The organism is Anaerotruncus sp. DFI.9.16 (assembly GCF_024461615.1).
GTDB lineage: Bacteria > Bacillota > Clostridia > Oscillospirales > Ruminococcaceae > Anaerotruncus > Anaerotruncus massiliensis.
In genome coordinates this window covers 1-4481 of sequence record NZ_JANFZX010000109.1, presented here as the reverse complement: position 1 = coordinate 4481, position 4481 = coordinate 1, and the positions used below count along the sequence as shown (strand labels likewise).

General features: G+C 43.5%; 6 protein-coding genes and 1 pseudogene. All 7 read left to right on the top strand.

Features of this window, described 5'->3' with window-relative positions:
* The coding region (locus NE609_RS17020) for a hypothetical protein (RefSeq protein ID WP_256153205.1) at window positions 1–194 on the top strand (194 nt) is incomplete at its 5' end.
* On the top strand, window positions 172–636 hold the full coding sequence (locus NE609_RS17015) for an RNA polymerase sigma factor (RefSeq protein ID WP_173681423.1): 465 nt from the start codon (window positions 172–174) through the stop codon (window positions 634–636). The genes NE609_RS17020 and NE609_RS17015, both read left to right, overlap by 23 nt.
* Complete coding sequence (locus NE609_RS17010) at window positions 629–1354, top strand: hypothetical protein (protein WP_173681422.1); 726 nt, start codon at window positions 629–631, stop codon at window positions 1352–1354. The genes NE609_RS17015 and NE609_RS17010 overlap by 8 nt, the downstream gene beginning before the upstream one ends.
* Window positions 1330–1983: pseudogene (locus tag NE609_RS17005) on the top strand (ABC transporter ATP-binding protein); the annotation flags it as partial. The gene NE609_RS17010 and the pseudogene NE609_RS17005, both read left to right, overlap by 25 nt.
* Window positions 1984–2024: 41 nt before the next feature.
* Window positions 2025–3173, top strand: coding sequence for an ABC transporter permease subunit (locus tag NE609_RS17000; protein WP_173681420.1), 1149 nt, complete (start codon window positions 2025–2027; stop codon window positions 3171–3173).
* A 203-nt stretch (window positions 3174–3376) separates the two neighbouring features.
* Window positions 3377–3823, top strand: coding sequence for a sigma-70 family RNA polymerase sigma factor (locus tag NE609_RS16995; protein WP_173681419.1), 447 nt, complete (start codon window positions 3377–3379; stop codon window positions 3821–3823).
* Window positions 3813–4016: a helix-turn-helix domain-containing protein gene (locus tag NE609_RS16990; RefSeq protein ID WP_173681418.1), complete on the top strand. Its 204-nt coding sequence runs from the start codon at window positions 3813–3815 to the stop codon at window positions 4014–4016. Before NE609_RS16995 ends, NE609_RS16990 begins: the two co-directional genes overlap by 11 nt.
* Window positions 4017–4481 lie beyond the last annotated feature (465 nt).

Here is a 4481-nt window from a genome sequence, read left to right as displayed (position 1 = left end):
GCAAATGCTTATGTTTAGTAAAGAAGCAAAACCAAAATACAAGCATAGACAGTAGCCTACCACTATTCCGCAGCCTAAAAGAACTTGCAAAAATATGCTATAATTTTCAAAACAGCCGCACATTTGATGTGGCTAAACCGTTATACATAATGAAAGGAGGTCTTGAACGCTATGGATTTGGAAGAACAATATGACAAAATATACCGCTACTGTTATTTCAAAGTCCGCCATTGTCAAACGGCAGAGGATATAACGCAGGAAACATTTCTGCGATTTTTCAATAAGCAGTTAAGCCTTAACAGCGACAAAGAACTTCCTTATCTCTACACGATTGCCCGTAATTTATGTATTGAAGAATACCGAAAAGGAAGCAAAGAAAAATCATGTGAGATAAACGAGGAATTGAGCTATGACCCAACACAGGAGTGGATAGACAGCATTGCAATAAAAAACCTCATTTACAAACTTCCGCAGGACGAACAGGAATTGTTGCTGCTTCGATATGCAAATGATGTTCCCATAGCTTCGATATGCAAGATTACAGGACTTTCCCGTTTTGCCATATACCGAAAAACCGCAAGGATATTAAAATATCTCAAAACGGAGTTACAGAAAGGAGGCTTTTCAGATGAATAGAGAACTAAAAAAACAGATTGCTAAAGCGTTTGACGCACCTACGCCGGGTCGCAAGGTTCAGTTTATCCATTCGCTGCCCCGCCCGCATATCAGTACCAAAACATTTATATGCAGCCAAATTCCCTTTATCAAGAAAAGCGTATGGCTAATGTCTATATTGATACTTTTGCCCGTAGCATGGGCGGCTTCTTTTGCAAGTGAAAATACGGTATGGATTGTATCTGCATTTACCCCTTTTCTTGCATTGCTGCTTATTGCAGAAAGCACAAAATCTGCCATATACGGAATGAATGAGTTAGAAATGTCTGCCCGGTTTTCCTTAAAGAGTGTTGTTTTGGCAAGGTTGATTATTTTAGGTGTTTTCAACTTTGGGATTTTTTGTATCATAATTCCGGTCTGCCATGTTGCAAACAGTATTTCCTTTATGCAGACAGGTGTATATTTGTTTGTTCCGTATCTATTGACAACAAGTATCAGCCTATATCTTGTGCGACGTTTCCGTAATAAAGAAGTCATTTATGGGTGCATGGCGGTAGCTGTTTTTGTAAGCGGGGTAAATATGACGCTTCGCTATATGGCAGACTTTTTATTCCAGACAAATTACTTGGTATGGTGGATAGTAGCAGCTTTATTCCTGTTTGGAATTACTGCAAAAGAATTTTACCATACATTCAAAAAAACGGAGGGATTTATATGGAACTTTGCATTGACAGACTGACAAAACAGTATGAAAACAAAATAGCCGTTGACCGGGTAAGCCTACAACTGACAAACGGTGTCTATGGTCTGCTTGGGGCAAACGGCGCAGGGAAAACTACTTTTATGCGTATGCTTTGCGGTATTTTGAAACCCACAAGCGGTACGGTTACTTTTGACGGAATGGACGTATCTTCCGAGGAATACCGGGCGGAATTGGGATATCTTCCGCAGGACTTCGGTTATTACCCGGATTTTAACGGCATGGATTTTCTCTTATATATGGCTTCATTAAAAGGACTGACAAAGACAGAAGCAAAACGAAAATCAAAAAAACTTCTGGAATTGGTGAGCCTTTCCGACGTAGCCAAAAAGAAAATTGCGACCTATTCCGGCGGCATGAAGCAAAGGCTTGGTATTGCACAGGCACTTTTGAATGACCCAAAGATTATTATTTTAGACGAGCCTACCGCTGGGCTTGACCCGAAAGAACGTGTGCGCTTCCGTAATCTGATTAAAGAATTGGGTACGGAAAGCATTGTTTTACTGTCTACCCATATCGTATCAGATATTGAGCATATCGCAGATACGGTGCTTATGATGAAAGCAGGACAGATTGTATTTAATGGCTCTGCTGATGAAATCGACGACTTGGAGAAATTTTATCTTGATGAATTTGAGGAGGAGTGATTATGCTTACGCTATATAAGTTTGAACTGCGAAAGATTATCAGCAGAAAAATTGTTTGGATTACAGGCGGCGTCCTGCTTGTAGGACTTGTTATTTGGGGTATAGCAAGTGCTGTACTTCCGCAAAATAGGGAATATTCCGACAGTTCCCTAAATGGATATGCAGCAAATCGGGCAGAACAGGAAGCCGCAGAGCAGATCTCCGGCAGAGCGATAGACCAAAAACTGATTGACGAAATGCGCCCTGCGTATGAGGATTTTATTTTTAACGGAAATTACAAAGAAGCACTCCCGTACTTAGATGTATATAATTTCATTGGCAGAACATTGGGGACACAAGCAGGCGCGGAAATATTAGTATGTGATAGCGAAGCATTTTATGAAAAATTAAATGCACAGTTAGAAGCAAATACCCCGGCAGGGCTGACCGAAAGTATTTCATTTGACGAGCCGATTGTTTATCACGGATATTTTGACGGTTGGCGGCAAATTGCAGATATGATGAAATTGATTACCTGTATGGAAATCATGTTTATTGCAATCTGTCTTTCAACGGTATTTACCGTGGAGCATACCCGAAAAACAGACCAGGTAATCCTTTGTACCCGCCTTGGGAAGAAGAAATTATATGCAGCGAAAACCCTTGCGGGATTGACGGTAGGTGTAGGTTTTACGCTGCTTCTTTCTCTGCTCATGTTCGGAATAATTGCTTTTTTATATGGATTTGACGGATATGATACGATACTGCAATTTGTTCTGTTGCGCCCGTTTAATCTTACCGTGGGACAGGCAGCTTTGATTTTAGTTGGATTGTCCTTTGCCGGAGCTGCATTGATTAGCATATTTACCATGATGTTATCAGAGGTAACGAAAAATAGCATTGCTACCATTGGAATTATAACGGGTGTTCTCCTTGTTACAATGTTCATTATGGAAATGCCCGCAAACCTCAAACTGCTTTCTGAAATTTGGTATCTGCTTCCGAGTAATCTTGTTTCGCTTAACGGGGCATTTCGTTATTCTATGTTTCATGTGGGCGGCAGTCCTTTAGCAGCTTATCAGTATGCGCCGATTGTATATTTGGTGTTGGCTGTCATTTTCGCTTTGATTGGAAAACTGACATACAATCGCTATCAGATTAACGGTAGATAAATGTAACTCCGTAACGGGTAGCGCAACCAGGCGAAGCAGTCAACGGCAAACTTAACGGGCATAAATGCCCGCCGTTGACAGCCCCGCCCGTCTTTGCAGGAGGGTAATCAAGGGGCGACAGCAAGGAGTGCTGCCGCCCCCTATGATTATAATACAGCCCGTCAACCATGCACAGCCCATTGTGGAGGAAAGGGGGATTTTCTATGACCTGCACAGAAGAATACAAGGAGCATATCGAGTACACGTTCCATGCCTTTTGCGTTGTCGTTATCCGCAACGCCAAGTACACCGCCTTGCGGGATTGGAGCCGGAAATACAAAAGAGAAATATCCCTTGAATACCTCACAGAAGAAAAGCACCACCCATTAGGCACAAATGATAAATGTTTTCAAGCCCCGGAGCCGGACGAGGAATACATACTGAACCTTTGCGGTGATACAGTTATCTTAAACAACGGGCTGCTGGTACAAGCCCTCTCCCGTCTACCGGTTGAGGAACAGGAAATGCTTTACCTGTCCTTTTACCACCGTCTTTCACAGGAGAAAATCGGGAAACGGTACGGGCGCAGCCGCAGCGCCACCGGCTACCATATCCGCAAATCCCTACGGCGGCTTTATGAGGAAATGGAGGGAATGACGCATGAGGAATAGCAGACTTCTCCCCTATGAAACAATCGTGCAGGCCGCCAGCGGCGAGCCGGAGGCGGTCAATACCATTTTGCAGCATTACCGGCGGCACATATATTTCTCCGCTTTCGTAAACGGGCAGTTTAACCCGGACGCAGAGGACTACATCACACAAACGCTGCTTGCCGCAATCTTCAAATTCCGTTTTAGAGAATGACGGCACAGCCCACAACTGAATACCCCACCGTCACCGGCGGCAGCGAAAAGCAGTAAGTCTGAAAAAGATTTGCTGCTTTTTTCTTTGTCCGTTTGGCAAAATCGCAATCCGTCCGTAGTAGGTAGGTGAAGCCGGAAATAAAAAATTTTCTGCGGCGGTAGCCAAATCTGCATTTCCTGTATTTCTAAGGTAAAGGAAAATTTGAGAAATTCCCGGCAAGCGGGTAGCTGGCGGCCTTTGAAATGTATCTTTAGCGGAAAGAAAGAACTGCGGGTAAAACTCGCTCCACGCCGTAAGATTTTTGCAGAAATCCAGCCAAAACGGGCGGCGGCTATACGAGTAGTAAGTGCAAGGGGAAATCTGCGGCTTACTTAGAGCAAGATTCTACCGAGGTGCCAAAATTCGCTTTCCGCTCATTTTGCCCCTGCGGGAATCTTGTTGGGGAGTGCCTTCCCCAAACCCTGC